At 71.6% G+C, this 23,632-nt stretch carries 26 protein-coding genes; 19 read left to right on the plus strand and 7 right to left on the minus strand.

Translation table 11 applies throughout. From position 1 onward, the window contains the following. Positions 1-22 precede the first annotated feature (22 nt). The 8 genes from ACNNMR_RS13365 (at position 23) to ACNNMR_RS13400 (ending at position 6,309) form a co-directional block, all read left to right on the plus strand. A complete protein-coding gene (locus ACNNMR_RS13365) occupies positions 23-748 on the plus strand; it encodes a TerB family tellurite resistance protein (RefSeq protein ID WP_420000350.1) in 726 nt (241 codons plus the stop codon). A 90-nt stretch (positions 749-838) separates the two neighbouring features. Beyond that, complete coding sequence (locus ACNNMR_RS13370; protein ID WP_419994811.1) at positions 839-1,960, plus strand: M4 family metallopeptidase; 1,122 nt, start codon at positions 839-841, stop codon at positions 1,958-1,960. 9 nt (positions 1,961-1,969) lie between these two features. Continuing rightward, complete coding sequence (locus ACNNMR_RS13375; RefSeq protein ID WP_419994812.1) at positions 1,970-2,236, plus strand: protealysin inhibitor emfourin; 267 nt, start codon at positions 1,970-1,972, stop codon at positions 2,234-2,236. Positions 2,237-2,291: 55 nt separating this feature from the next. After that, positions 2,292-3,650 carry a GH1 family beta-glucosidase gene (locus tag ACNNMR_RS13380; protein WP_419994813.1) on the plus strand — a complete coding sequence of 453 codons (1,359 nt, stop codon included), beginning with the start codon at positions 2,292-2,294 and terminating at the stop codon, positions 3,648-3,650. After that, the gene (locus tag ACNNMR_RS13385; RefSeq protein ID WP_419994814.1) at positions 3,647-4,909 is read left to right on the plus strand and encodes an MFS transporter; all 1,263 of its coding nucleotides are present in this window, start codon (positions 3,647-3,649) and stop codon (positions 4,907-4,909) included. The genes ACNNMR_RS13380 and ACNNMR_RS13385 overlap by 4 nt, the downstream gene beginning before the upstream one ends. Positions 4,910-4,913: 4 nt before the next feature. Beyond that, positions 4,914-5,408 carry a GNAT family N-acetyltransferase gene (locus ACNNMR_RS13390; protein ID WP_419994815.1) on the plus strand — a complete coding sequence of 165 codons (495 nt, stop codon included), beginning with the start codon at positions 4,914-4,916 and terminating at the stop codon, positions 5,406-5,408. Positions 5,409-5,437: 29 nt separating this feature from the next. Further along, positions 5,438-5,806, plus strand: coding sequence for a metalloregulator ArsR/SmtB family transcription factor (locus tag ACNNMR_RS13395; RefSeq protein ID WP_419994816.1), 369 nt, complete (start codon positions 5,438-5,440; stop codon positions 5,804-5,806). Continuing rightward, complete coding sequence (locus tag ACNNMR_RS13400) at positions 5,803-6,309, plus strand: SRPBCC family protein (RefSeq protein ID WP_419994817.1); 507 nt, start codon at positions 5,803-5,805, stop codon at positions 6,307-6,309. Before ACNNMR_RS13395 ends, ACNNMR_RS13400 begins: the two co-directional genes overlap by 4 nt. On the opposite strand, the gene ACNNMR_RS13405 is transcribed toward ACNNMR_RS13400, so the two are convergent. The 5 genes from ACNNMR_RS13405 to ACNNMR_RS13425 all read right to left on the minus strand — a co-directional run bounded on the left by ACNNMR_RS13405 (position 6,306) and on the right by ACNNMR_RS13425 (position 13,013). Next, positions 6,306-7,613 (minus strand): hemolysin family protein, encoded by a 1,308-nt coding sequence (locus ACNNMR_RS13405; RefSeq protein WP_419994818.1) that lies wholly within the window; start codon positions 7,611-7,613, stop codon positions 6,306-6,308. The two genes, ACNNMR_RS13400 and ACNNMR_RS13405, sit on opposite strands and share 4 nt — an antisense overlap. Beyond that, positions 7,610-8,107: an rRNA maturation RNase YbeY gene (gene ybeY / locus ACNNMR_RS13410; RefSeq protein ID WP_419994819.1), complete on the minus strand. Its 498-nt coding sequence runs from the start codon at positions 8,105-8,107 to the stop codon at positions 7,610-7,612. Before ybeY ends, ACNNMR_RS13405 begins: the two co-directional genes overlap by 4 nt. A gap of 5 nt (positions 8,108-8,112) precedes the next feature. After that, positions 8,113-10,188, minus strand: a complete 2,076-nt coding sequence (locus ACNNMR_RS13415; protein ID WP_419994820.1) for a PhoH family protein — start codon at positions 10,186-10,188, stop codon at positions 8,113-8,115. A gap of 179 nt (positions 10,189-10,367) precedes the next feature. Next, positions 10,368-11,468 carry a carbohydrate kinase family protein gene (locus ACNNMR_RS13420; protein WP_419994821.1) on the minus strand — a complete coding sequence of 367 codons (1,101 nt, stop codon included), beginning with the start codon at positions 11,466-11,468 and terminating at the stop codon, positions 10,368-10,370. Between the two features lie 99 nt (positions 11,469-11,567). Beyond that, positions 11,568-13,013 (minus strand): MFS transporter, encoded by a 1,446-nt coding sequence (locus tag ACNNMR_RS13425; RefSeq protein WP_419994822.1) that lies wholly within the window; start codon positions 13,011-13,013, stop codon positions 11,568-11,570. A gap of 91 nt (positions 13,014-13,104) precedes the next feature. On the opposite strand from ACNNMR_RS13425, the gene ACNNMR_RS13430 reads away from it, so the two are divergent. The 9 genes from ACNNMR_RS13430 to hemW all read left to right on the plus strand — a co-directional run bounded on the left by ACNNMR_RS13430 (position 13,105) and on the right by hemW (position 19,742). Next, positions 13,105-14,022 (plus strand): helix-turn-helix transcriptional regulator, encoded by a 918-nt coding sequence (locus tag ACNNMR_RS13430; protein ID WP_419994823.1) that lies wholly within the window; start codon positions 13,105-13,107, stop codon positions 14,020-14,022. Positions 14,023-14,117: 95 nt separating this feature from the next. Continuing rightward, complete coding sequence (locus tag ACNNMR_RS13435; protein WP_419994824.1) at positions 14,118-14,909, plus strand: hypothetical protein; 792 nt, start codon at positions 14,118-14,120, stop codon at positions 14,907-14,909. Between the two features lie 73 nt (positions 14,910-14,982). Then, complete coding sequence (locus ACNNMR_RS13440) at positions 14,983-15,351, plus strand: cytidine deaminase (RefSeq protein WP_419994825.1); 369 nt, start codon at positions 14,983-14,985, stop codon at positions 15,349-15,351. A gap of 25 nt (positions 15,352-15,376) precedes the next feature. Beyond that, positions 15,377-16,330 (plus strand): GTPase Era, encoded by a 954-nt coding sequence (gene era / locus ACNNMR_RS13445; protein ID WP_419994826.1) that lies wholly within the window; start codon positions 15,377-15,379, stop codon positions 16,328-16,330. A 96-nt stretch (positions 16,331-16,426) separates the two neighbouring features. Beyond that, entirely contained in the window at positions 16,427-16,804 is a 378-nt protein-coding gene (locus ACNNMR_RS13450) for a YciI family protein (RefSeq protein ID WP_419994827.1), read from the plus strand. A gap of 88 nt (positions 16,805-16,892) precedes the next feature. Continuing rightward, complete coding sequence (locus ACNNMR_RS13455) at positions 16,893-17,486, plus strand: TetR/AcrR family transcriptional regulator (protein ID WP_419994828.1); 594 nt, start codon at positions 16,893-16,895, stop codon at positions 17,484-17,486. Further along, positions 17,483-18,118: a class I SAM-dependent methyltransferase gene (locus tag ACNNMR_RS13460; RefSeq protein WP_419994829.1), complete on the plus strand. Its 636-nt coding sequence runs from the start codon at positions 17,483-17,485 to the stop codon at positions 18,116-18,118. The genes ACNNMR_RS13455 and ACNNMR_RS13460 overlap by 4 nt, the downstream gene beginning before the upstream one ends. Next, positions 18,115-18,462, plus strand: coding sequence for a DoxX family protein (locus tag ACNNMR_RS13465; RefSeq protein WP_419994830.1), 348 nt, complete (start codon positions 18,115-18,117; stop codon positions 18,460-18,462). Before ACNNMR_RS13460 ends, ACNNMR_RS13465 begins: the two co-directional genes overlap by 4 nt. 62 nt (positions 18,463-18,524) lie before the next feature. Then, on the plus strand, positions 18,525-19,742 hold the full coding sequence (gene hemW / locus ACNNMR_RS13470; RefSeq protein WP_419994831.1) for a radical SAM family heme chaperone HemW: 1,218 nt from the start codon (positions 18,525-18,527) through the stop codon (positions 19,740-19,742). Here the strand turns inward: hemW and ACNNMR_RS13475 are convergent. Both ACNNMR_RS13475 and ACNNMR_RS13480 read right to left on the minus strand, forming a co-directional pair. Continuing rightward, on the minus strand, positions 19,739-20,563 hold the full coding sequence (locus ACNNMR_RS13475; RefSeq protein ID WP_419994832.1) for a DUF3097 domain-containing protein: 825 nt from the start codon (positions 20,561-20,563) through the stop codon (positions 19,739-19,741). The genes hemW and ACNNMR_RS13475 overlap by 4 nt on opposite strands. A gap of 9 nt (positions 20,564-20,572) precedes the next feature. Then, positions 20,573-21,292 carry an MBL fold metallo-hydrolase gene (locus ACNNMR_RS13480; RefSeq protein WP_419994833.1) on the minus strand — a complete coding sequence of 240 codons (720 nt, stop codon included), beginning with the start codon at positions 21,290-21,292 and terminating at the stop codon, positions 20,573-20,575. A gap of 153 nt (positions 21,293-21,445) precedes the next feature. Between ACNNMR_RS13480 and hrcA the strand changes: the two genes are divergently transcribed. Further along, complete coding sequence (gene hrcA, locus ACNNMR_RS13485; RefSeq protein ID WP_419994834.1) at positions 21,446-22,471, plus strand: heat-inducible transcriptional repressor HrcA; 1,026 nt, start codon at positions 21,446-21,448, stop codon at positions 22,469-22,471. Positions 22,472-22,473: 2 nt separating this feature from the next. Next, positions 22,474-23,607 (plus strand): molecular chaperone DnaJ, encoded by a 1,134-nt coding sequence (gene dnaJ, locus ACNNMR_RS13490; RefSeq protein ID WP_419994835.1) that lies wholly within the window; start codon positions 22,474-22,476, stop codon positions 23,605-23,607. The last annotated feature ends 25 nt before the right edge of the window (positions 23,608-23,632 follow it).

Genomic DNA, 23,632 nt, shown 5'->3' on the forward strand with positions numbered 1-23,632 from the left:
TTAGCTGGAGGTACGGGACGTGATGCACTCGCGGCGGCGGAAGCGCCAGGTTCAGGGGGCCCACCGGATTCGCGCTGCCGTAGGAGTGCGCACCGCCTGGCATACCGTCGCCGACGGCGAGTTCTTCTGCCCGGACTGCGGCGGCGACCGCAACTACCGGCGGTGTACGGGCCGCCGGCGGTTCACCGTGCTCGGCATCCCGCTCCTCCCCCGCGGCGTCGCGGGCCCGGTCGTCGAATGCGCCGACTGCCGCGGCCACTTCGGCACCGACTCCCTCGACCACCCCACCTCCACCCGCCTGTCCGTGATGCTCCGCGACGCCGTGCACACGGTCGCGCTGGCCGTGCTGGCGACCGGCGGCGCGCATGCCGAGCCGGTACGGGACGCGGCCCTGGCCGCGGTGCGGGGCGCGGGGTACGAGGACTGCACCGAGGAGCAGTTGCTGGCGCTGGTGGCCGCGCTGGAGGCGGACACCGGGCGGCTGCCGGAGATGTTCGACACGTCCGGCAGCACCCCCGGCGGCGCCCCGTCGCTGGAGATCGAGCTGCACGAGGCGCTGGAGCCGCTCGCCCCGCATCTGGCCCCGGCCGGGCGGGAGCGGGTGCTGCTGCTGGGCGCGCGGATCGCGCTCGCGGACGGCCCGTATTCGCCGGTGGAGCGTGAGGTGCTGACCACGATCGGCAGTGCGCTGCTGCTCTGCGCCGACGACACGGCGCGGCTGCTGGCGGCGGCACGGACGCCGTCGTAGCGGCAACCCGGCGACTCCACCCCACTCGATCTCGGTAAATACGCTTACTGTCCGGCGACAAGCCGGTCACGCAGTGCCACATTGCCGTGCATGAACACTGTCTTCTGCGGCATCGTGCCGCCGCACATGCTGGACAAGCTGGCGCGCAGCGACGACGACCGACTCGCCGCACCTGCCCGCCGCACCCTGGAGCGGGACGCGCTGCAGCGCACCCGCCGCCGCATCACCACCGTCCGTACCACCGCCGTCACCCCCAAGGCCGAGGCCGAGGCGAAGCCGAAGCGGACGATCTACGACGCCAAGCACAAGGAGTCGCTGCCCGGCAGGAAGGTCCGCGGCGAAGGCGGCAAGGCCGTCAAGGACGCCACCGTCAATCGCGCGTACGACGGCCTGGGCGCCACCTTCGACCTGTACCTGAGCGCGTACGAGCGCAACTCCATCGACGCCGCCGGGCTGCCGCTCGACGCCACCGTCCACTACGGCGAGGAGTACGGGAACGCCTTCTGGGACGGGCAGCGGATGGTCTTCGGGGACGGCGACGGCGAGATCTTCCTCGACTTCACCATCGCGCTCGACGTCATCGGGCACGAGCTCACCCACGGCGTCACCCAATACACCGCCAACCTGGAGTACTTCGGCCAGTCCGGCGCGCTCAACGAGTCCATGTCGGACGTCTTCGGCTCGCTGATCAAGCAGCGCGTCCTCGGCCAGACCGCGGAGAACGCCGACTGGCTGATCGGCGCCGGGCTTCTCGCCCCGCGCGTCACCGGCAAGGCGCTGCGCTCGATGAAGGAGCCGGGCACGGCGTACGACGACGACGTCCTGGGCAAGGACCCGCAGCCGGCCACGATGGACGGCTATGTGCGCACCTCCTCCGACAACGGCGGCGTGCACATCAACTCCGGCATCCCCAACCACGCCTTCTATCTGGTCGCCTACGAGCTCGGCGGGAACGCATGGGAGCGGGCCGGGCAGCTCTGGTACGACGTGCTGACCGGCGGCGAGCTGACCTCCTCCGCCGACTTCGCCGACTTCGCGCGGCTGACCGTGGCGGCGGCGCAGCAGCGGCACGGCGAGGGGCCCGAGCTCGCGGCCGTACAGAAGGCATGGACGCAGGTGGGCGTGCCGACGGAGGGGCAGGGCGCCTCGGTGCCGCGGCAGGGCGAGAAGGCCGCCGAGAAGGAAGGTGCACCGAGGCCGCCTGAGGGGTAGGCGCCGGGCATGCGTATCAGCGTGAAACGCACCGGCGGCTTCGGCGGGATCAGCCGGCACCGCACCCTGGACACGGCCGGCCGCGCGGACGCGGTCGGCCTGCAGGCCCTGGCCCGGCAGGCGTTGGAGGGGGGCAGGGCGACGCCGCCGGTGGGGGTGCCGGACGGCTTCTCGTACGAGCTGACGGTGGACGGCAAGACCGCCTACTGCGCGGATCCGCGGCTGACGGACGCCCAGCGGGCGCTTATCACCGCGGTGATGAAGGAGGGTGAGTAGAGCCGCCGCCCGATGTCTTGACGGCGCCGCGCGGTGATCACCAGAATCGCGGCGCATGCAGCATATTTCTGGGGCAGCCCGGCTGCCGCGCTTCCCCGACGGCTTCCTCTGGGGCGCCTCCACCTCAGCCCACCAGATCGAGGGGGCCGTCGGCGAGGACGGCCGCGGCCGGTCGGCGTGGGACGACTTCACGGCCGTGGCCGGGCGGATCAAGGACGGCAGCACGGCGGCGGTCGCCTGCGACCACTACCACCGCTATCGCGAGGATGTGGCGCTGCTGCGGGAGCTGGGGGTGGACGCGTATCGCTTCTCGGTGGCGTGGCCGCGGGTGCTGCCTGAAGGCTCTGTAAATGAGGCGGGTCTGGACTTCTACGACCGGCTGGTCGACGAGCTGTGCGCGGCGGGGATACGCCCGGTGCCGACGCTCTTCCACTGGGACACCCCGGCGTCGGTGGAGGCGGCGGGCGGCTGGCTGGCCCGCGACACGGCGCAGCGCTTCGCCGACTACGCGGCGGTGGTCGCCGGGCGGCTCGGCGACCGCGTACGCCAGTGGATCACCCTCAACGAACCGGCCGAGCTCACCCTGCTCGGCTACGGGGTCGGCCAGCACGCCCCCGGCAAGCAGCTCGTCTTCGACGCCCTGCCGGCGGCGCACCACCAACTGCTCGGTCACGGCCTCGCGGTGCGCGCGCTGCGCGCGGCGGGCGCGGAGTCGGTCGGCATCGCGAACTCGCACGGGCCGACGTGGCCGGCGTCCGAATCCGCCGCCGACCTGGAGGCGGCGGAGCTCTACGACGTCCTGCTGAACCGCCTCTTCGCCGACCCGGTGCTGACCGGCCGCTACCCGGACGACGACCTGGCGGCGCTGCTGCCGGGGCCGGTGGCGGAGGACCTGAAGGTGATCGCGGAGCCGCTGGACTTCTACGGGGTGAATTACTACCAGCCGACGATGGTGGGGGCGCCGGGGGCGGCAGCGGGCGTCGAGTTCTCCGGGGTACGGCTCCCGCCGGGACTGCCCTTCGAGCCGCGGGAGATCGAGGGATATCCGCGTACGGACTTCGGCTGGCCGGTGGTGCCCGAGGCGCTGGGTGAGCTGCTGCGCGGCTTCCGGGAGCGGTACGGGGACGCGCTGCCGCCGCTGGTCATCACGGAGAACGGCTGCTCGTACGACGGGGTGGACGACGCCTCGCGGATCGCGTACCACGACGGGCATCTGCGGGCGCTGCACGCGGCGATGGCGGACGGCGCTGATGTGCGCGGCTACTTCGTCTGGTCGCTGCTCGACAACTTCGAGTGGGCGGAGGGCTATACGCAGCGCTTCGGCCTGGTCCACGTCGACTACGACACGCTCGCACGGACGCCGAAGGCCTCGTACCACTGGCTGCGCGCCGCGCTCGCGGAGGACTTGCGGTGACGCCGACGCCGGCTGCTGACGCTGCTGCCGCGGAAGCGGCACTGGCGGAGCCGCAGTTACGGGTCCGGCCCGGCTGGACGGCGGCGCTGGCGGTGGCCAACGGCGGGGTGTGGGTGGGCTGGTACGGCCCGATCCAGATCCTGCTCGCGCTGCAGGCCGAGGACCTGGCGCCGGACGGCAAGGAGTCGGCGCTGGCCTGGGTCTCGGGCATCGGTGCGGCGGTGGCGCTCGTCTCGAACCCCGTCTTCGGCGCGCTGTCCGACCGTACGACCTCGCGCTTCGGCCGCCGCACCCCCTGGGTCTGCGGCGGCGGCCTCGCCGGGGCGGCGGCGCTGGTGCTGCTGTCGGGCGCGGGGTCGCTGCCCGCGATGGTGCTGGGCTGGTGCCTGGTGCAACTGGCGTTGAACGCCTCCTTCGCAGCGCTGACGGCCGCCGTGCCGGACCGCGTGCCGCGGCTGCAGCGCGGCGAGGTGGGTGGCTGGCTGGGGGTGGCGCAGATCCTGAGCGTGCTGCTGGGGACGGGGCTGGCGACGGCGGCGGGCGGGATTGGGTGGGGGTATGCGGCGTGCGCGGTCTTCGTGGTGCTGGCGGCGCTGCCGTACGTCCTGGCGCGAGGGGACGCGCAACTCCCCGCGGCCGCCCGTCCACCCTTTGCCTGGCGCGGCTTCCTGACGGGCTTCTGGCTCTCCCCGCGCCGCCACCCCGACTTCGGCTGGGCCTGGCTGACCCGCTTCCTGATGAACCTCAGCAACGCGATCGTGCTGCTGTACCTGCTGTACTTCCTGCGCGACGGCCTGCACCGCGACGACGCGGAGGGCGGGGTGCTGATCCTGACGGCGGTGAACGGAGTCTTCCTCCTCGCGACGGTGCTGGTCGGCGGCATCTGGTCGGACCGGGTGGGGCGGCGGAAGCCGTTCGTGATGTGGGCGGGCGTGCTGATGGCTGCCGCGACCGCGCTGCTGGCACTGTGGCAGACGTGGCCGGGGGCGCTGTGCGCGGCGGTGCTGCTGGGTATCGGCTTCGGCGTCTTCACGTCGGTGGACTTCGCGCTGATGGCGGATGTCCTGCCGACGGCGTCGGACAGAGGCAAGGACCTGGGCGTCATCAACGTGGCCAACTCCCTGCCACAGGTGGCCGCGCCGGCGCTGGCAGCCCCGATCGTGAGCCATATGGGCGGCTATCCGGCGCTGTACGGGGTGGCGGCGGTGATCGGTCTGGGCGGGGCGGTGCTGGTGACGCGGATCCGAGGGGTCCGCTGAACCCATGCCTGAGCTGCAGCTGCTTCGTTCGGACCATGCCCCCGCGCTCCTCACCTTTGAGCGGGAGAATCGGGCCTACTTCGCCGCATCCATCCCCGACCGAGGCGAGGACTACTTCGCCTGGTTCGACGAGCGGCATCGTGACCTGCTGGCCGAGCAGGAGGCCGGGGTCTGCTATTTCCACCTGCTGGTCAGCGCCGAGGGCGAGGTCCTGGGGCGGGTCAACTTGGTGGACGTGGCCGATGGCGCCGCCGAGCTCGGCTACCGGATCGCCGAGCGGGCCGCGGGCCGGGGACTGGCCACCGCGGCCGTACGGGAAGTGTGCGGCCTGGCCGCCGACAGGTACGGGTTGACCGCCCTACGGGCCGCCACCACCCTCGACAACGCGGCGTCTCGGGCCGTGCTGGCCCGGGCAGGATTCACCGTCACCGGCGAGACGCGGCTCTCGGGGCGCCCTGGCCTGACGTATCTGCGCAGGCTCGGCCCGGACCCCACCTAACCCGTAACCTATGCGTTACGCTTTCACTCATGGACGAGGTTGTCGGCGCCATCGCGGACCCGGTGCGCAGGGAGATCCTCCTCATGCTCAACGGCACCACGCTCACCGCCGGTGAGATCGCCCGTCGCTTCGCCATCAGCCGGCCGGCGGTCAGCCGCCATCTGCGCGTGCTGCGCGAGAGCGGCCTGGTCCGCGACGAACTCGCCGGCAGGCAACGGCTCTACACCCTCGACCCGGCCCCGCTGGCCCAGGTCGCCAAATGGATCGCCCTGATCCGTACACCGGCCGGCTGGAGCCACCGTCTGGACGCCCTGGAGACCGAGGTCCACCGCACCCGCCGCGAGCGGACCTCAGGCCGCACCGCACATCACCGAGACCGCAAGGAGGACACCGCATGAACCCCGCACCCACAGGCCGCCTCATGCCCACCGAAGACGGCCACGACCTGGTGCTCAGCCGCACGTTCCGGGCCCCGATCGACGACGTCTGGGCCAGCGTCACCGAGCCCGAACGCACCGCACGGTGGTTCGGCCCCTGGGAGGGCGACGCCGCCCCCGGTCGCACCGTGCGGGTCCAGATGGCCTACGAGGACGGGGCGCCCTGGTGCGACCTGCGCATCGACGCGTGCGAGCCGCCGCGCCTGCTGGCCGTCGCCATGGTCGACGAGGCGGGCGACTGGCCCATGGAGCTGCGGCTGTCCGAGGCGGAGGGCACGACGCAGCTGCAGCTGATCCACCACCTCACGACCACAAAGGGGATCGGCGAGGTGGGACCGGGCTGGGAGTACTACCTCGACATGCTCCTGGCCGCACGCAGCGGCGCCGAACCGCCGGACTTCGACGACTACTACCCCGCGCAACGCGACTACTTCGAGGCACTGACCGCCGGGGACAGGCCCTAGTCGTCCGCCGCCGCAGGCTCGCGGACCGGTTCCACCAGCACCGTGACGATCTTGTTCCGGCGGCCCGCGGGGGACTCCGCCGTCAGGCGCAGCGCCCGTAGCTCCGGGTCCGAGCCGTCGTGGCTGACGTCCACCTCGCCCGTAGCTCCGGCGATCGGGACCCGGCCAAGGGACTTGGCGAGCAAGCCGCCCACCGTCTCCACGTCCTCGTCGTCCAGCTCGAGCCGGTACAGGTCGCCGAGGTCGCCGATGTCCAGGCGGGCCGTCACGCGGTAGCGGCCGTCGCCCAGTTCCTCCACCGGGGGCAGCTCCCGGTCGTATTCGTCGGTGATCTCCCCGACGATCTCCTCAAGGATGTCCTCGATCGTGACGATCCCGGCCGTGCCGCCGTACTCATCGATGACCACGGCCACGTGATTACGCTGCTGCTGCATCTCCCGCAGCATGTCGCCCGCGTTCTTCGTGTCCGGTACGAAGGACGCCGGGCGCATCGCCGTGGACACCGGCTCCGTCTCCGAGTCGCGGTTGATGTGGGTCTTGCGGGTCAGGTCCTTCAGATAGACCATCCCGACCACGTCGTCCTCGTTCTCGCCCGTCACCGGGATCCGCGAGAAGCCCGACCGCAGGGCGAGCGTCAGCGCCTGCCTGATCGTCTTGTAGCGCTCGATCGTCACCACGTCCGTGCGTGGCACCATCACCTCGCGCACCAGCGTGTCGCCCAGCTCGAAGACCGAGTGCACCATGCGGCGCTCCTCGTCCTCGATCAGCGACTCCTTCTCCGCGAGGTCCACCATGGCGCGCAGCTCCTGCTCGGAGGCGAAGGGGCCGTAGCGGAAGCCCTTGCCGGGAGTCAGCGCGTTTCCCAGGAGGATCAGCAGCCGCGGGATCGGCCCCATGATCCGCGCCAGCGGCAGCAGCACATACGCGGCCGCCGTCGCCGTGCCCTCCGGGTGCTGGCGGCCGATGGTGCGCGGTGAGACGCCGACGGCCACGTACGACACCAGCACCATCACGCCGATCGCCACCGTCAGCGCTTCCCAGGTGGCGGAGAAGCGCTCCAGGCAGACGTATGTGACCACGACGCCCGCCGCCATCTCGCAGGCGACGCGCACCAGCAGCGCCACATTCAGATAGCGAACCGGGTCGGAGGCGACCGCCAGCAGCTTTGCGCTGCCGCGGCGGCCCGCCCGTACCGCCTCCTCGGCGGTGATCCTTGTCGTACGGGCCAGGCCGGCCTCCGCGCAGGCGGCCAGCCAGGCGATCACGACCAGCAGGACCGCGACCGTGACGAGCTGCGCGGTCATCGGGTGGTGGGCGCCGGGGACTCGCCCTCGATGCCGCGTTCCGCCCGCCAGCCATCGACGATGGCCGCCTGCAGGCCGAACATCTCGGCCTTCTCCGACGGGTCCTCGTGGTCGTAGCCGAGGAGGTGCAGCACCCCGTGGACGGTGAGGAGCTGCAGCTCCTCGTCCATGGAGTGCTGCGTCGGGGCGTCGGCGCCCTGCTGCTTCGCGACCTCCGGGCACAGCACGATGTCGCCGAGCAGGCCCTGGGCCGGGTCGTCGTCGTCCTTGGCGGGCGGCCGCAGCTCGTCCATGGGGAACGACATCACATCGGTCGGCCCCGGCTCGTCCATCCACTGAATGTGCAGCTGCTCCATCGCCGCGGCGTCCACGACGATCACGCTGAGCTCGGACAGCGGGTGGATGCGCATCCGCGCGAGGGCATAGCGGGCGATGTCGAGGACCGCCTGCTCGTCGATGTCCGTGCCGGACTCGTTGTTGACGTCGATGGACATGTGCGTCAGCCGCGGCCGTTCTGGTCGTCGTAGTGGTCGTACGCCTCGACGATCCGGCTCACCAGCTTGTGCCGGACCACGTCCTTGCTGGTCAGCAGCGAGAAGTGGACGTCGTCGACGCCTTCGAGGATATCCCGCACCTGACGCAGCCCGCTCTTCGTGCCGCCGGGGAGGTCGACCTGCGTGACATCTCCGGTGACCACGATCTTCGAGTTGAACCCGAGCCGGGTAAGGAACATCTTCATCTGCTCGGGGTTCGTGTTCTGCGCCTCGTCGAGAATGATGAACGCGTCATTGAGGGTATTGTGCGTCAGGAGATAGTCCTGCGTGACGTACAGCGAATCCTCCGCCGCCACCTGGATGCAGACGGTCTCCTCGCGGCCCGCGGGCTGGATGTCGTCGATGAAGCGCATCGGACGGCCACCGCCACCAGCGGCGTGGTACCTGTCGCGCTTGCGGGCGAGACGGAAGGGCTCGATGCCTTCGGGGAGGCGGATGTCGATGACGTGGGCGTCGCGGCGGTACGGGACGGGGCGGCCGTTCGCCAGGCCCGGCTTGCGCCCGTCCTTCCGGCGTACCCGGCTGTACGCGACGCCGCCGAGCGACTGGACCAGTTCGATGACGTCATCGCGGAGCAGCACGGACGTGGTCGTGTACTGGATCCGGCAGGTGCGGTCCTTCTGGGCCACCGGCCCGCCATCGGAGTCGAGCAGTCCCTGGAGGACAGCGAGCCGGATCTCAGCGGTGTTGTAGAGGTAGTCGTCCGGCACGAACTTCGAGCAGGAACGCGCACCGATCAGATCCAGCTTCCGGAGGATGCCGGTGACCGGGTTCTCCAGCGTGATGACTTCACCCGGCTGTCGGACGCGATTCAGGGTGTAGTCGACGCCACCCCGAGACTTCACCGTCACGCCGGGGAGGGCCTCGTCGAGCGCCGTCGCGAGTTCCCTGTCGGCCGTGGCGAACGACGGAGTGGTGCTCCCCGTCATGCAGCCGTCACCGAGCATCAGGCCCAGGGCGTACCCATCCATCGGGACGTCGCGTGCCGGGAACTCCACGGGAGCGGTGAGCATCGGCAGCTCGTACCGGCGGGCGTGTGCCGCACGCAGGTCGCCAATCATCTCCTGGGTCTCCATGACCCGCCACGGCTTGTTACGGCGACGGTCGGAAGCTGTACGCACAGTCCACAGGTGCTCGCCGCAGGCCAGCGTCCATGATCCGTCTTGGGCGCTGACGCGGTAAACGTCCTTCTCGCCCTGCGGGTACACGCCGAGGACCGGGGTCGGCTCGCCGTTCGAGCCCATGACGAGGTCGCCCACCTGGAGGTCACCGATCGGGCGCCAGCCCTCGGGGGTGAGGACCTTCATCCAGCGCGGCTGCGCCCTGCCGCGCATGTAGGCCAGCGGCGCCACCTCGATCGTGCCTGCCGCCATCAGGCGCGGGATCGAGTCGGGGTCGAGCATGTCGTGCAGGGCGTCGTAGAGGGGGCGCAGGTACGGGTCGATCTTCTCGTACAGGGTGCCGGGGAGGAAGCCGAGGCGCTCGCCTGCCTCCACCGCCGGGCGGGTCAGGATGATCCTGTTGACCGCCTTGGACTGGAGGGCCTGGACCGCCTTGGCCATGGCCAGGTAGGTCTTGCCCGTGCCGGCCGGGCCGATGCCGAAGACGACCGTGCTCTTGTCGATGGCGTCGACATAGCGCTTCTGGTTGAGGGTCTTCGGGCGGATGGTCTTGCCGCGGTTGGAGAGGATGTTCTGGGTGAGGACCTCGGAGGGGGCGGCGTGGCCGCCGGCCTCGCCCTCCTCGGACTTGCGGAGCATCGCGATGGTCCTCTCCATGGCGTCTTCGGTCATCGGCTGGCCGGTGCGCAGCACCAGCAGGATTTCGTCGAAGAGGCGCTGGATGAGTGCGACTTCGGTCTCGTCGCCGGTGGCGGTGACCTCATTGCCGCGGACGTGGATGTCGGCGTCCGGGAAGGCCTTCTCGATGACGCGCAACAGAGAGTCCCCGGACCCCAGGACGGTGACCATGGGGTGCTTCGCCGGGATGCGGATCTTCGCTACTGAGGGTGTCTGTGTCATGGGCCGGCGCTGTGGCCTGTCTTCCCATTTCTGCTTCGACGACAGGGTCAATGGCCATGGTAGTCGGGTGGCGGGTGGCTGAGGCGACTCCTTTTGCGCGCGGTGCGGCTCCGCCGCTGCCCCGCGGAGGAGAATTCCGGGGCTTCGCCCCGGGCCCCGCCGGGCGTCGGTGGCCGGGCTCATGCGCCGCGTGCCCCGGCAGCCCGGAAGCCGATGGTCGGCACCGCCCGCCGGAGCGGCCACGGCCGGGCCGAGCATGGCACGAGGGTGTCCAGGAAGGCGTACCGGCGCAGGGCCGCCGGGTCCTGGTCCTTGACCTTGCGGACCCGGTCCCACCAGGAGCCGATCTCGGACCAGCTGGGGGCGGACTGGGAGCCGCCGAATTCCTGGACCGAGAGCGCCGCCGTCAGCCCTGCGAGGGCCAGGCGGTCGGCGAGCGGCCAGCCGGCGAGGGTGCCGGTGACGAACCCGGCCACGAAGACGTCGCCGGCGCCGGTCGGGTCCAGCGCCTCGACGCTGATCGCGGGCACCTCGGCGGTGACCCCGGCGGCGCTGTCCACGGCATAGGCGCCGTCCGCGCCCATGGTGACGACGACCAGCGGGACCCGCTCGGCCAGCTTGTGGGCGGCGGCGCGGGGGGAGTCCATGCGCGTATACGCCATGGCCTCGGCCGCATTGGGCAGGAAGGCCTCGCAGTGGGCCAGGTCCGGGAGGTCGTCGAGGTCCCAGCGGCCGGTCTCGTCCCACCCCACGTCGCCGAAGATGCGGCTGCCGTGCCGGGCGGCCTGCCCCACCCAGGTCTGCGGGCGGCCGGGGGCGAGCGAGGCGATGGCGGCGCGGGAGCGGGGCGGGCAGGCGGGGTCGGGCTCCTCGGGGGCGGGCGCCTCATGGCCGTGGGTGACCATGGTGCGCTCCCCCTCGTACGCCATCGAGACCGTGACCGGCGAGTGCCAGCCCGGGACCGTACGCGACTGGGCGAGGTCGATGTCCTCGCCGAGCTCCAGGGCCTCCTTGCAGTAGTCCCCGTACATGTCGTCGCCGAAGGCGGCGGCCAGGGAGGTGCGCAGGCCGAGGCGGGCGAGGGCGGTGGCCATGTTGGCGACGCCGCCGGGGCTCATGCCCATGCCGCGCGCCCAGGACTCCGTGCCGCGGACGGGGGCGCTGTCCAGGCCGGTGAAGATGATGTCGAGGAAGACCTGGCCGGTGAGATACACGTCGATCGCCGGGAAGCCGGGGCCGCGGGCACCGGCGAGCGGGTCGAGTCCTGCTTTGCCTCCCATGCCTGGCACCTCCCTGGGGTCTATGCAATGCAGTGTGCCGGACGCCACTGACAAAGCCGCCCTCGACGCGGGCGGCTCCGTCAGTGGTCCTTCTCCGGTTCAGTGACGCTTCAGCGGCGCACCACCCCGCGGCAGTGCCACGGCGACCAGTGCCGCCGCCGCACCGACCACGATCGCGTCCGCGCCGATCCCGAGCCGCAGCCCGCTCAGCAGCTCCGCGTTGCTCGCGGCCAGGGCGGACAGCAGCGGGATGCCGACCGTCAGGCCGACCTGCTGGGCGCTGGTGACGATGCCGGTGGCGAGGCCCTGCTGCTCATTCGGGACGCCGGAGGTGACGGTGATCTGGTACGCGACGACCGCGAACAGGTGGAAGAAGCAGGCCACCGTGCCGGGGATGAGGATCATCCACAGGCCGAGCGCCGAGCCGCCGATGGCGATCAGCGTCGCGGTGAAGACCGCCTGTCCGACGAGCCCGGCGACGAGCGTGGTCTTGGCGCCGTACCGGGCGAGCGCCTTCGGCGCCACCGCGCCGCCGGCGGCCGCCGCCAGCCCCCACACGCCGAAGATCAGGCCGGAGGTCATCGGCGAGATGCCGCGGATCTCCTGCAGGTACAGCGTGGCCAGGAAGATCACCGAGCTCATCATCGAGAAGGTGATCAGGCCGCCGACCGCGCCGAAGGCGACATTGCGCCGGCGCAGCAGCCGCATCGACACCAGCGGCTCGGCCGCCCGCGACTCGATGGCGACGAAGGCGGGGAGCAGTACGGCACCGGCGATCAGCCCGGCGATGACGTCGGCCCGCCCGAAGCCGTGTTCCGCGGCGGTGGACAGGGCGTAGATCAGGGCCAGCAGGCCGCCGGTGACGGTGGCGGCGCCGGGGATGTCGAGCCGCGGCCGGTCCGGGCGGCGGCTCTCGGTGAGCAGCCGGGGCGCGGCGAACAGCACGCCCAGGGCGGCGGCGCCGAGCAGGTACATCGTGGAGCGCCAGCCGAAGGCCTGCGCCAGTACGCCGCCGAGCACCATGCCCGCCGTAAAGCCGAGGGCCATGATCGAGCCCATCACGCTCATCGCCTTGGCCCGCTGCGGGCCCTCCGGGAAGGAGGTGGTGAGCAGGGACATGCCCGCCGGGACGATCACCGCGGCGGCGATGCCCTGCAGCACCCGGCCGGTGAGGAAGGCGGCCGGGCTCCAGGCGAGCGCGGCCAGCGCGGAGGCGGCGGCGAAGACGCCGAGGCCGGTGAGGAAGAGCCGGCGCCTGCCGTACAGGTCGGCGATCCGGCCGGAGAGCAGCAGCAGGCCGCCGGAGGGCAGCGCGAAGGCGGTGACGGCCCACTGCAGGTTGGCGGTGCTGAAGCCGAGGTCGGCGCCGAGCTCGGGGAGGGCGACGTTGAGGATGGAGAAGTCCAGCGCGACCATGAACTGGGCCGCGCAGAGGACCATGAGGACCAGCCGGGCGCGGCCGGTCAGGGCCGCTGGGCCGGCGGCGGGCGCGGCCGGGGCTGCGGTCCCTTCTGCGGTCGTGGAGGGTGCGGTGTCTGTTGCCATGCGGAACAGACTCCGGTCGTCCGCGGTTGCGTGGGGAGCGGGCACTTATCCTGGTGGCCGCACCACCAGCCAGGGGAAGCAGGGGGAGTAGATGCCGAGCACGGCTTCGACCAGCGCGAAGTCCCGCCGCCGACAGGAGCTGCGGGACTTCCTGATGTCCCGCCGCGCCCGCGTCAGCCCGGCCGAGGCGGGCCTGCCCGACGGCGGCGCCCGCCGCCGCACGCCCGGGCTGCGCCGCGAGGAGGTCGCGGTGCTCGCGGGGGTCGGCGCGAGCTGGTACCAGTGGCTGGAGCAGGGCCGCGACATCACCGTCTCGCCGCAGGTGCTGGACGCGGTGGGCCGGGTGCTGAAGCTGACCGGCGACGAGCGCCGGCATCTGTACGTACTGGCCGGGCTCAACCCGCCGCAGCGGGAGTCCGAGTTCACCCCGGACTATCTGTGCGACGGCATGAAGCGCCTGATCGACGCCTGGATGCCGCTGCCCGCGCACATCATGGACCAGTACTGGAACTGCATCACGTACAACGACGCCGCCACGGTGGTCATGGGCTTCCGCCCGGAGAACGACGACAACTGCCTGATCAACTTCTTCACCGACCCCGTCTACCGGGTCCGCGCCAAGAGCTGGGCGGAGGCGGCGCCGACCGTCGTGGCGCAGTACCGGGCGGCGATGTCGGAGCGGCTCGACGACGAGGGCTTTCACGCGGTGGTGGACAAGCTGTCCGGCCTCAGCGAGGAGTTCCGCGAGCTGTGGGAGCGCGGCGATGTCTCCGCGGGCGGGCAGATGATCAAGGAGATGGAGCACCCGTACGCCGGCACGCTCTACCTCGAGGTCACCCAGCTGAAGGTCCCGGCCCGCCCGGACCTGACCATCGCGGTCCACAACGCCGTACCGGACACGGACACGATGGCGAAGCTGGTCCGGCTGACCTCGCCCGCGGGACGCCGGGAGGCGATGCGTGCGGTGACGACGCAGGCGGGGGCGCGGCCGGCGAAGGCGGCCTCGTGACCAAGGTCCGTACGATCCGGGACTTTTGGCGGGAAGTGGGCTGATACGGGCCGCATAACGTGCGAGGCAGATCCCGCACGTACCGAAAGAAGGCCATGCGCACCGCCATCCGCCGCACCGCCCCCGCCGCCCTCGCGATCGGCGCCCTCGCCCTCACCGCCGCCTGCGGCGGCTCCGCCGACGCGGAGGACAAGGACGGCGCCAAGCCGGCGCCCGCCGCCAAGTCCGAGCCGAAGCCGCTCACCCAGGCGCAGGTCGACCGGGCGGTGCTCACCGTGGACGACCTGCCGGGCGGCTGGGCGGCGGACGACTCGGACGATGACAGCGGTTCGGACGACTCCGATGCCGACGACAGCGGCGACGGCGTTGCCGACGACATCGTCGCCGATGACAAGAAGTGCCAGCCGCTGCTGGACTCCGTCGGCTTCGCGCACGACGCCGACACCGAGACCGACGCGGACGCCTCGTTCTCCAAGGGCGAGATGGGGCCGTTCATGATGACGGCTGTGGGTGCCTTCACCCCCAAGGAGGCCAAGCAGCTCCTGGCCCCCGCCAAGGTCCCGGCGGGCTGCGACACCTTCACCGCGAAGGACGCGGACCTCGGCAAGGTGGAGGTCGCCTACCAGCGCGCCTCCGCACCCGACCTCGGCGACGAGTCCCGCGCCAGCCGCTTCACCCTGACGTCCCTGGACGACAAGGACATGCCGCCCATGCAGATGGACGTGGCAGGCGTCCGTGTGGACGGCGCGGTCGTAGCCATGGTGCAGGCGAGCGTCCTCGGCCCGGACGCCGACGGCTTCGACAAGGCGATCAGGACGGCCGTGGCCAAGCTGGAGAAGGCGGCCAAGGGCCCGGCCAAGGACGCCGCCGAGGGCGACAAGGTCTGAGCCACACGGGCGCGGCGAGGGCGGGGCGGGACCGGGAGCACCGGCCCAGCCCCGCCCTCTTATGCTCACAGGCATGACCGAGAGCACCCCGCAGGACCCGTCCGCCCTCGACCCCGAGGACCGCAAGATCATCACGCTGGCGCGCAGCGCCCGTGCCCGTAACGGCGTCGAGGAGGGCGCGGCCGTGCGCGACGAGACCGGCCGCACCTACGTCGCCGGCACCGTCGCGCTCCCCTCGCTCCAGCTCTCCGCGCTGCGGACCGCCGTCGCGATGGCGGTGGCCTCCGGCGCCAAGTCCCTGGAGGCGGCCGCGGTCGTCACCGAGGCGGAGACCCCCGCGGAGGCGGACATCGCGGCGGTACGGGACCTGGGCGGCGCCGGCACCCCGGTGCTGCTCGCGGGCCCGGACGGCGCGCTGCGTACGACCGTGGCCGCGGGCTGACCCGCCGTCGGCGAGAATGGCACGCATGACCGCACCTTCCACCGGCCAGGACGGCGGCGCCGCGACGCCGCACCGCGCCGGCTTCGCCTGCTTTGTCGGCCGCCCGAACGCCGGCAAGTCCACCCTCACCAACGCCCTGGTGGGCACGAAGGTGGCGATCACCTCCAACCGCCCGCAGACCACCCGGCACAGCGTCCGCGGCATCGTGCACCGGCCCGAGGCCCAGCTGGTCCTGGTGGACACCCCGGGCTACCACCGCCCCCGCACCCTCCTCGGCGAGCGCCTCAACGACGAGGTCCGCGCCACCTGGGCCGAGGTCGACGTGATCGGCTTCTGCATCCCGGCGAACGAGAAGATCGGCCCCGGCGACCGCTACATCGGCAACGAACTCGCCGCCCTCAAGCGCACCCCCAAGGTCGCGGTCGTGACGAAGACCGACCTGGTCGACCGCGAGGCGCTGACCGCCCAGCTGATCGCCGTGGACCAGCTCGGCAAGGAGCTGGGCATCGAGTGGGCCGAGATCGTGCCCGTATCGGCGCAGAAGGGCGAGCAGGTGGAGCTGCTGGCCGATCTCCTGATCCCGATGATGCCGGAGGGCCCCGAGCTCTACCCGGGCGGCGAGCTGACGGACGAGCCCGAGCAGGTCATGATCGCGGAGCTGATTCGCGAGGCGGCGCTGGAGGGCGTACGGGACGAGCTGCCGCACTCCATCGCGGTGGTCGTGGAGGAGATGGAGCCGCGCCCGGACCGCCCGGCCGACAAGCCGCTCACCGACATCCACGCGAACCTCTTCATCGAGCGGTCGTCGCAGAAGGGCATCATCATCGGCCCGAAGGGCGCCCGGCTGAAGGACATCGGCATGAAGTCGCGGCGGCAGATCGAGGCGCTGCTGGGGACGCCGGTGTATCTGGACATCCACGTGAAGGTGGCGAAGGACTGGCAGCGGGACCCGAAGCAGCTGCGGCGGCTGGGGTTCTGAGCCATTTTTGAGTAAATTTTGGGTCAACGCGACCCTTGCCTCTTCTTGTTTACGTGACCTAAATTCAGTTCACGCAAACAGAAGGGAAGCAGCACTGTGCCGCAGTACTTCCTGACCATCCCGCACGACACCGCCGACGAGCCGACCATGGAGTCCATGCAGGAGATGGACCCGGCCGAGCTGGAAGCGATGATGGCCGCCGTCGAGCGTTTCAACACCGCACTGACCGAGTCGGGCGCCTTCGTCACCGCCGGCGGCCTGCACCCGCCGTCGACCGCCGTCACCGTCGACGCGACCGGTGACAAGCCACAGCACACTCCCGGGCCGTTCGTGGACGCGACCGAGTACGTCGGCGGCTTCTGGATCATCAAGGCCGACAACCAGGAGTCCGCGATCACCTGGGCCGAGCAGTGCTCCGCGGCCCTGGGGTCCAGGATCGAGGTCCGCGCCCTGCAGGAGAATCCCGAGGAGTAGGCGCGCGACCAGGGGGAAGGGTTCCGGCGGCATGCCGGAACCCTTTTTTCATGCCCGGGTTTTTGTTCATGCATGCTATTCTTTGTTCATGCGAACAAGACAGTCGTTCACCGCCCAGGCCCGGCGCACGCAGATCGTGGCCGCGGCGGTGCGCGTGATCGCACGCGAGGGACTCTCCAAGGCGTCCTTCGGTCGCATCGCCGCCGAGGCGGGACTGTCGAGCCCCGGCATGATCAGCTACCACTTCGCCGACAAGGACGAACTGCTGACGGTGCTCAGCGACACGCTCCTCGACGACCTCGTGGCCGCCATCGACGAGGCCGTCGACGCGGCCGAGGGCCCCGCGGCAGGACTCGCGGCCTACCTCACGGCATTCATCCGCTGGCAGGACACCCACCGCGACGAGGTCGGCGCCCTGTGGCGGCTGTCCGCCGGCTGGAAGCGCCCCGGCGAACCGGCCGCCTTCGACGAGGCCCCGCTGCGGGAGCCCCTGCTGCGGGTGCTGCGCGAGGGCCGTACGACGGGGGTGCTGCGCCCGGTGCAGGAGGAATGGGTGGCCGGGACGATCCTGTGCGCGGTCGAGGGCTATCAGCAGGCGCTGACCGACGATCCGGAACTCGACGCCGCGGCATTCGCCGGGACGCTGATCGACCTCTTCGAGCGAGGGCTGGTGACACCATGAGCGCGGTCTCGGACATACCCGCGGCGACGGGGTGGGCGGCCTTCGCCGCCGCGCGTACGCACGCGATCCGCGGTCTGCGCGGCCGGGTCCTGGAGATCGGCGCAGGTCAGGGCGCAAACTTCGGGGCGCTGGACCGCGACGTGGAGTGGCTCGGACTTGAGCCGTCGTCCCGCCGCTGCGGCTCCCTGGCCGAGAACGCCCGCCGCCATGGCCACCGGGCGCCGCCGCTGCAGGCCGGCGCCGAATCGATACCGCTGCCGGACGCCGACGTGGACGCCGTACTCGCGACGACCGTCCTGTGCAGCGTCCGCGACCAGGCGCAGGTCCTCGCCGAGATCGCCCGGGTCCTCGGACCCGGCGGCCGCCTCGTACTCGCCGAGCACGTCGCCGCCCCACCGGGAAGCCTCGCCAGGGCGGCACAGCGCGTGGCGCGCCCCTGGACGCGCCTGTTCGACCACGGCTGCGACCCGACGCGCGACACCGAGGCCGCCGTACGAAGCAGCCCCCTCCGCATCGACACCTGCACCCGCTTCGCCGTGCCGGTCCTGGGCAGCCTGGCCGTCCCGTTCCTGGTCATCGAAGCCACCAAGCCGGCCGGCCCGCGACCGCACACCACTGGGAGCGCATCATGACGGTCGCCGAGATCATGGCTTCGACGCTGGCAGCGCTCTTTGCGGCGATCGGCACCGCGAAGATCATCGCCTTCCCGGCCGTACGGCGCGAGGCGCAGCACCTGGGCTTTACGGTGGGCGGATACCGGCTCATCGGGGCCGCGGAACTCGCTGCTGCCGCCGGGCTCCTGACCGGCCTGCTGTGGACTCCCCTGGCCATCGCCGCCTGCGCAGGACTGATCGCCCTCCTCATCGGCGCCGTCCTGGTCCTACGCCGAGTCGGCGACCCGCTGGCCCGCGCCCTGCCCGCCGTCATCTTCGGCCTCGCGAGTGCGGTCACCGCGGCCCTCCTCATCGGCAGCTGAACGGGTCGCGGGCTTCCTGAACCGGTGCCGGGCACCCCGCCCGATGCCGGACAATGGAACCCATGCCTTCCGCACTCCCCGACGGCGAGCCCATGCCCGCCGACGGCGCTCTCCCCGATTCCGCCCGCGCCGGTGCCGCCGACCGCCCGCTCGGCTTCTACGTGCACGTCCCGTACTGCGCCACCCGCTGCGGCTACTGCGACTTCAACACGTACACGGCGAGCGAGGTGCGCGGCGCTTCGCGCGAGACGTACGCGGACGCGCTGGTGGAGGAGGTGCGGCTGGCGCGAAAGGTCCTCGGGGACGACCCGCGCCAGGTGGAGACGGTCTTCGTGGGCGGCGGCACGCCGACGCTGCTGCCGGCCGCCGATCTGGGGCGGATGCTGGGGGCGATCAGGGACGAGTTCGGGCTGGCGCCGGGCGCGGAGGTGACGACGGAGGCGAACCCGGAGTCGGTGGACCCGGCGTACCTGTCCGAGCTCCGCTCGACCGGCTTCAACCGGATCTCCTTCGGCATGCAGAGCGCGCGGCAGCACGTACTGAAGGTTCTGGACCGCACCCACACTCCCGGCCGCCCGGAGGCGTGCGTCGCGGAGGCGCATGCGGCGGGCTTCGACCACGTGAACCTGGACCTGATCTACGGCACCCCGGGCGAGACCGACGACGACTGGCGCGCCTCCCTGGACGCGGCGCTCGGCGCGGGCCCCGACCACATCTCGGCATACGCGCTCATCGTCGAGGAAGGCACCCAGCTCGCCCGCCGCATCCGCCGCGGCGAGGTCCCGATGACGGACGACGACGTCCACGCGGACCGCTACCTGATCGCCGAGGAGGCGATGCGGGCTGCGGGCTTGAGCTGGTACGAGGTCTCCAACTGGGCCACCTCGGAAGCCGCCCGCTGCCGCCACAACGAGCTCTACTGGACCGGCGCCGACTGGTGGGGCGCAGGCCCCGGCGCCCACAGCCACGTCGGCGGCGTCCGCTGGTGGAACGTAAAACACCCGGCGGCATACGGCGAAGCCCTGGCGGCGGGCCGCTCCCCAGGCGCGGGCCGCGAGCTGCTGTCGGCGGAGGACCGGCGGGTCGAGCGCATCCTCCTGGAGCTGCGACTGGCTGACGGCTGCCCGCTGAACCTCCTCCGCCCGGCAGGCGCAGCCGCCGCCGAGCACGCAGTAAGCGACGGCCTCCTGGAGCCCGCCCCTTACAAGGAAGGCCGCGCCGTACTAACCCTGCGCGGCCGCCTGCTGGCCGACGCCGTGGTCCGGGACCTGGTCGACTAGGCGGCGGGCTGGGTCACGAAGTCGATCAGCTCCTCGACCCGGCCCAGCAGGGCCGGATCCAAGTCGCGGTAGCTGTGCACCGACGACAGGATCCGCTGCCACGCGGCGCCCGTGTTCTCCGGCCAGCCCAGGGCTCGGCAGACGCCCGTCTTCCAGTCCTGGCCGTGCGGGACCCGCGGCCAGGCCGTGATGCCTACCGAGGACGGCTTTACGGCTTCCCAGATGTCGATGTACGGGTGTCCGACCACCAGGGCGTGGGTGCTTGTCACCTCTGCTGCGATGCGGGATTCCTTTGAGCCTGGCACCAGGTGGTCTACCAGCACGCCCAGGCGCGCGTCCGGCCCCGGGCCGAAGTCCGTCACGATCCCCGGCAGGTCGTCGATGCCCTCCAGATACTCGACGACCACACCCTCGATCCGCAGGTCGTCCCCCCACACCCGCTCCACCAGCTCCGCGTCGTGCCGCCCCTCGACGTAGATCCGCCCGGCCCGCGCCACCCGCGCCCGCGCGCCGGGGACGGCCACCGAGCCGGAGGCGGTGCGGGAGGGCTTTGACGGAGCGGACGGGCCCGCGGGGCGTACCAGCGTCACGGTCCGGCCGTCGATCATGAAGCCGCGCGGGGCCATCGGGAAGACTCGGTGCTTGCCGAAGCGGTCCTCCAGCGTGACCGTCAGGCCCTCGGCGGTCTTCTCGGTGCGCACCACCGCACCGCAGAAGCCGGTGGTCACCTCCTCGACCACCAGCTCCGGCTCCGCCGCCACCTCGGGCACGGCCTTGGGCTTCTTCCAGGGGGGTGTGAGGTCGACGTCGCCGTATCGCATCCGGTGAGATTAGCCCAAGCCCTCGGCCAGTTCGTCGCGTTGCCGCCGTACGAAGGCCGCGTCCACGACCGCCCCGTGCCCGGGCACGTACACCGCGTCCTCGCCCGCCATCTCCAGCACCTGGTCGAGCACCTCCGACCAGCGCGCCGGATGCGCATCCGAACCCGCCTGCGGTACGCCCGACTCCTCGACCAGGTCGCCGCAGAAGACGATGGGCGGGGAGGTCTGCACCATCACCACCATGTCGTGCGACGAGTGCGCGGGCCCCACATTCGCCAGCAGCACCTCCACCCCGCCCCCCAGGTCCAGCGACCACTCCCCCGCCACCAGATGCTGCGGCGCCACCACCACATCCGCCGCCTCCGCGGCCTCCCGGTGCCCAAGCCCGTGCCGTACCGCATCGCCGCGCAGCTCGTCCTTGCCCTCCCGCAGCACCGAGTCGATGCCGTGCGGCCCGTACACCTCCACACCCGAGAAGGCCGCCGTGCCCAGCACATGATCAAAATGCGGATGGGTGAGCGCGATATGCGTCACCGGCCGGCCGAAGTGCGAGCGGAGCTGGCCCCGCAGCTCCGCCCCCTCCCGCAGCGACGCCCCGGAGTCGATCAGCAGCAGGCCGTCCGGACCGCACACCGCACCGGCGGTCGCGTCCCAGTGCGGGAGCCTCCGGCGCACGACGCCTGGCGCGAGCTGTTCCCAGCGCGCGTGCTCTTCCCTCTCCGCGTCCATAGCGCGACGCTATGCGAAGTCACCCCGCCCCGCGCCCGGACCGCCTTGCCGGGGTGACGGCGGTCGGCCGTACACTGGCCAGGGAAAAGCTGGCACTCAGCCTCGTAGAGTGCCAGGGGGAAGCACCAGGGACCACGGCTGGAGGTGGGCGGCATGCTCAGCGAGCGCAGACTCGAGGTGCTGCGTGCCATCGTCCAGGATTACGTGGGCACCGAGGAGCCGGTCGGCTCCAAGGTCCTCACCGAGCGGCACAAGCTGGGCGTCAGCCCGGCCACGGTCCGCAATGACATGGCGGTCCTGGAGGACGAGGGCTATATCGCCCAGCCCCACACCTCCGCGGGCCGCATCCCCACGGACAAGGGCTACCGCCTCTTCGTCGACAAGCTCGCCGGCGTCAAGCCGCTGTCCGTCCCGGAGCGGCGCGCCATCCAGAACTTCCTCGACGGCGCCGTCGACCTCGACGACGTCGTCGGCCGTACGGTGCGGCTGCTCGCGCAGCTGACCAGGCAGGTCGCGGTGGTGCAGTATCCGTCGCTGACCCGCTCCACGGTCCGGCATGTCGAGCTGCTGCCGCTCGCCCCCGCCCGCATCATGCTCGTGCTGATCACAGACACCGGCCGGGTCGAGCAGCGCCTCGTGGACTGCCCGGCCCCGTTCGGCGAGACCTCGATCGCGGACCTGCGCGCCCGGCTCAACAGCCGGGTGGTCGGCCGCCGGTTCGCCGATGTGCCGAAGCTGGTGCAGGACCTCCCGGACGCCTTCGAGGCGGACGACCGGCCCACGGTCTCGACCGTGCTCGCCGTCCTCCTGGAGGCGCTCGTCGAGGAGAGCGAGGAGCGCCTGATGATCGGCGGCACCTCCAACCTGACCCGCTTCGACCACGACTTCCCCCGCACCATCCGCCCCGTGCTGGAGGCGCTGGAGGAGCATGTCGTCCTCCTGAAGCTGCTCGGCGAGGCGAAGGAGCCGGGCGTCACGGTGCGTATCGGGCATGAGAACCCTCACGAGGGACTCACCTCCGCCTCCGTCGTCTCGGTCGGCTACGGTGCGGGAGGCCCTCAGAACGAGGCCCTCGCAAAGCTCGGCGTGGTCGGCCCGACCCGCATGGATTACCCCGGAACGATGGGAGCGGTACGCGCAGTGGCACGTTACGTCGGACAGATCCTGGCGGAGTCATAACAGTGGCGACGGACTACTACGCGGTCCTCGGCGTCCAGCGCGACGCATCCCAGGACGAGATCAAGAAGGCGTTCCGGCGGCTGGCCCGAGAGCTGCACCCGGACGTGAACCCGGATCCGAAGACCCAGGAGCGGTTCAAGGAGATCAACGCCGCCTATGAGGTCCTCTCCGACCCGGAGAAGAAGCAGATCTACGACCTCGGCGGCGACCCGCTCTCCCAGAACGGCGGGGGCGCGGGCGGCTTCGGCGCGGGCGGCTTCGGCAACTTCAGCGACATCATGGATGCCTTCTTCGGTACGGCATCCCAGCGCGGCCCGCGCTCGCGCACCCGGCGCGGCCAGGACGCGATGATCCGCCTGGACGTGGAGCTGGACGAGTCCGCCTTCGGCACGACAAAGGAGATCACGGTCGACACCGCCGTGGTCTGCAACACCTGCAACGGCGAGGGCGCCGCCCCCGGCACCTCCCCGCAGACCTGCGACATGTGCCGCGGCCGCGGCGAGGTCTCCCAGGTCACCCGGTCCTTCCTCGGCCAGGTCATGACCTCGCGCCCGTGCCCGCAGTGCCAGGGCTTCGGCACCATCGTGCCGACCCCGTGCCCGGAGTGCGCGGGCGACGGCCGCATCCGCTCGCGCCGTACGCTCACGGTCAAGATCCCGGCCGGCGTCGACAACGGCACCCGCATCCAGCTCGCGGGCGAGGGCGAGGTCGGCCCCGGCGGCGGCCCCGCCGGCGACCTGTACGTGGAGATCCACGAGCTGCCGCACCCGACGTTCCAGCGCCGCGGCGACGACCTGCACTGCACGGTGACGATCCCGATGACGGCGGCTGCGCTGGGCACGAAGGTCAACCTGGAGACGCTGGACGGCCTGGAGGAGATCGACATCCGCCCGGGCACCCAGTCCGGCCAGTCGGTCCCGCTGCACCAGCGCGGCGTCACACACCTGCGCGGCGGCGGCCGCGGCGACCTGATCGTGCACGTCGAGGTGACCACGCCGACGAAGCTGGACCAGGAGCAGGAGAAGATCCTGCGCCAGCTGGCGAAGCTGCGCGACGAGGAGCGCCCGACGGGCCAGTTCCAGCCAGGGCAGCAGGGGTTGTTCTCACGCCTGAAGGACGCCTTCAACGGAAGGTGACTTCCGGCGGCGGGCGACGCGACGG

The sequence above is a fragment of the Streptomyces boninensis genome (assembly GCF_048572725.1).
GTDB lineage: Bacteria > Actinomycetota > Actinomycetes > Streptomycetales > Streptomycetaceae > Streptomyces > Streptomyces boninensis.

Bases quoted from the DNA above. Each gene is read 5' to 3' on its own strand.
- ACNNMR_RS13405 (WP_419994818.1), bottom strand. From the start codon at position 7,613: ATGACCGCGCAGCTCGTCACGGTCGCGGTCCTGCTGGTCGTGATCGCC.
- ACNNMR_RS13365 (WP_420000350.1), top strand. From the start codon at position 23: ATGCACTCGCGGCGGCGGAAGCGCCAGGTTCAGGGGGCCCACCGGATT.
- ACNNMR_RS13440 (WP_419994825.1), top strand. From the start codon at position 14,983: ATGACCGAGAGCACCCCGCAGGACCCGTCCGCCCTCGACCCCGAGGAC.
- ACNNMR_RS13455 (WP_419994828.1), top strand. From the start codon at position 16,893: ATGCGAACAAGACAGTCGTTCACCGCCCAGGCCCGGCGCACGCAGATC.
- era (WP_419994826.1), top strand. From the start codon at position 15,377: ATGACCGCACCTTCCACCGGCCAGGACGGCGGCGCCGCGACGCCGCAC.
- ACNNMR_RS13400 (WP_419994817.1), top strand. From the start codon at position 5,803: ATGAACCCCGCACCCACAGGCCGCCTCATGCCCACCGAAGACGGCCAC.
- ACNNMR_RS13430 (WP_419994823.1), top strand. From the start codon at position 13,105: ATGCCGAGCACGGCTTCGACCAGCGCGAAGTCCCGCCGCCGACAGGAG.
- ACNNMR_RS13395 (WP_419994816.1), top strand. From the start codon at position 5,438: ATGGACGAGGTTGTCGGCGCCATCGCGGACCCGGTGCGCAGGGAGATC.
- ACNNMR_RS13460 (WP_419994829.1), top strand. From the start codon at position 17,483: ATGAGCGCGGTCTCGGACATACCCGCGGCGACGGGGTGGGCGGCCTTC.
- ACNNMR_RS13425 (WP_419994822.1), bottom strand. From the start codon at position 13,013: ATGGCAACAGACACCGCACCCTCCACGACCGCAGAAGGGACCGCAGCC.
- ACNNMR_RS13390 (WP_419994815.1), top strand. From the start codon at position 4,914: ATGCCTGAGCTGCAGCTGCTTCGTTCGGACCATGCCCCCGCGCTCCTC.
- ACNNMR_RS13435 (WP_419994824.1), top strand. From the start codon at position 14,118: ATGCGCACCGCCATCCGCCGCACCGCCCCCGCCGCCCTCGCGATCGGC.
- ACNNMR_RS13415 (WP_419994820.1), bottom strand. From the start codon at position 10,188: ATGACACAGACACCCTCAGTAGCGAAGATCCGCATCCCGGCGAAGCAC.
- ACNNMR_RS13465 (WP_419994830.1), top strand. From the start codon at position 18,115: ATGACGGTCGCCGAGATCATGGCTTCGACGCTGGCAGCGCTCTTTGCG.
- ACNNMR_RS13420 (WP_419994821.1), bottom strand. From the start codon at position 11,468: ATGGGAGGCAAAGCAGGACTCGACCCGCTCGCCGGTGCCCGCGGCCCC.
- ACNNMR_RS13475 (WP_419994832.1), bottom strand. From the start codon at position 20,563: ATGCGATACGGCGACGTCGACCTCACACCCCCCTGGAAGAAGCCCAAG.
- ACNNMR_RS13480 (WP_419994833.1), bottom strand. From the start codon at position 21,292: ATGGACGCGGAGAGGGAAGAGCACGCGCGCTGGGAACAGCTCGCGCCA.
- ACNNMR_RS13380 (WP_419994813.1), top strand. From the start codon at position 2,292: ATGCAGCATATTTCTGGGGCAGCCCGGCTGCCGCGCTTCCCCGACGGC.
- hemW (WP_419994831.1), top strand. From the start codon at position 18,525: ATGCCTTCCGCACTCCCCGACGGCGAGCCCATGCCCGCCGACGGCGCT.
- ybeY (WP_419994819.1), bottom strand. From the start codon at position 8,107: ATGTCCATCGACGTCAACAACGAGTCCGGCACGGACATCGACGAGCAG.
- ACNNMR_RS13375 (WP_419994812.1), top strand. From the start codon at position 1,970: ATGCGTATCAGCGTGAAACGCACCGGCGGCTTCGGCGGGATCAGCCGG.
- ACNNMR_RS13370 (WP_419994811.1), top strand. From the start codon at position 839: ATGAACACTGTCTTCTGCGGCATCGTGCCGCCGCACATGCTGGACAAG.
- hrcA (WP_419994834.1), top strand. From the start codon at position 21,446: ATGCTCAGCGAGCGCAGACTCGAGGTGCTGCGTGCCATCGTCCAGGAT.